Source organism: Arthrobacter sp. NPDC058288 (assembly GCF_042880995.1).
GTDB lineage: Bacteria > Actinomycetota > Actinomycetes > Actinomycetales > Micrococcaceae > Arthrobacter.
Map to the genome: position 1 here is coordinate 1 of NZ_JBHVYH010000019.1, position 1,742 is coordinate 1,742.

Below are 1,742 nucleotides of genomic sequence, written 5' to 3' on the forward strand. Positions count from 1 at the left end.
AACGGACACTTGCGGCCCTTGAATCCGAGGATTTCAGGGCCGCAAGTGTCCGTTCGCGCTGGTGGAAGCGGCTGGCCGGAGTTAGCTCTTGTTCTTCGCGCCCGGGCCCGGGCGATTGGCTACGAGCGGGTACGGGCCGGTGAAGCCGTCGCGCACCGCGGCGATCTCCAGGACGCGTTCCCGGCAGAGGCGCCAGCCCAGCATCAGCGCGGGGATGACGATGACCAGCGAGGCAATGGTCCAGGTTCCCACAGGGGAGTCGAAGGCCATGAGCACCAGCACAGCGAGCAGGAAGGCCAGCGTGATCCAGCCGGTCACCGGGGCGCCGGGCATCCGGAACGCCGGCCGCAGGAGCTCGCCGCGCTTGGCAAGCCGGGCCAGCTGCATCTGGCACATGACAATCACGGCCCAGGTGCTGATGATTCCCAGGGACGCCACGTTCAGGACGATTTCGAAGGCTTCGGCGGGAACGATGGCGTTGAGCACCACACCGAGGACGGCTACGGCCGCGGTCAAGGCAATGCCGCCGTAGGGGACGCCTGCCTTGTTCATGCGGGCCGCAAACTTGGGCGCGGATCCGGCGACCGACATGGAGCGCATGATCCGGCCGGTGGAGTACAGCCCGGCGTTGAGCGAGGACAGCGCCGCGGTGAGGACCACCAGGTTCATGATGGCGTCCACGCCCTCAACCCCGATGGAGCCGAAGAACGTGACGAACGGGCTTTCGCCGGCTTTGTAGGCGGTGTACGGCAGGAGGAGGGAAAGCAGCACCAGGGAGCCGACGTAGAACACCGCGATCCGGAAGATCACCGTGTTGATGGCCTTCGGCATGATCTTTTCCGGGTTCTCGGTTTCACCGGCAGCGGTACCGATCAGTTCGATGGAAGCGTAGGCAAACACCACGCCCTGCATGACGACGATCGCGGGAAGCAGCCCGTTGGGGAACATGCCGCCGTTGTCTGCGATCAGGCTGAAGCCCACTTCCTGGCCGGCCACGGGGGTGCCGAAGATGACGAAGTAGATGCCCACCAGCAGGAAGGTCACCAGCGCCACCACCTTGATGAGCGCGAACCAGAACTCAAGTTCGCCGAAGACCTTGACGGAGATCAGGTTCAGGCCGAGGACCAGGATCAGTGCCGTCAGCGCCCAGGTCCACTGGGGAACGTCCGCGATGGGCGCCCAGTATTTCTTGAAGAAGTTCATGTAGAGCGCGACGGCGGTGATGTCCACGATTGCGGTCATCGCCCAGTTCAGCCAGTACAGCCAGCCGGTGACGAAGGCGGCCTTCTCGCCGAAGAATTCCCGGGCGTAGGAGACGAACGAGCCGGATGACGGACGGTGCATCACGAGCTCGCCGAGTGCGCGCAGGATCATGAAGGCGAAGAAGCCGCACACCGCGTAGCTGATGATGAGGGCCGGCCCTGCAGTGGCAAGCCGGCCGCCGGCGCCCATGAAGAGCCCGGTGCCGATCGCGCCGCCGATGGCGATCATCTGGACCTGCCGGGGCTTGAGCCCCTTGTGGTAACCCTCATCCTCGCGGTGGAGGGAGGCTTCGGAGGCGTGGGCGTGAGCCGGGATGGTGTGGTCGGTGATGACCTGCTTTTGGGCAGTGTCCTGCTGGGGCTGTGTCATGGGGGGGTCCTTACAGGGGCGGTTGGGGACTACTTGCTGAGGTTGGCGAGGCGTTGGGGGCTGAGGAGGTCTTCGAGTTGCTCGGCGGTGAGCAGGTTGTGTTCGAGGAC

At 65.0% G+C, this 1,742-nt stretch carries 1 protein-coding gene; it reads right to left on the minus strand.

The window, feature by feature from the left end:
* Positions 1-81: 81 nt before the first annotated feature.
* Complete coding sequence (locus tag ACFVWT_RS22550; RefSeq protein ID WP_390251882.1) at positions 82-1,632, minus strand: amino acid permease; 1,551 nt, start codon at positions 1,630-1,632, stop codon at positions 82-84.
* Positions 1,633-1,742: the final 110 nt, after the last annotated feature.

Bases quoted from the DNA above. Each gene is read 5' to 3' on its own strand.
- ACFVWT_RS22550 (WP_390251882.1), bottom strand. From the start codon at position 1,632: ATGACACAGCCCCAGCAGGACACTGCCCAAAAGCAGGTCATCACCGAC.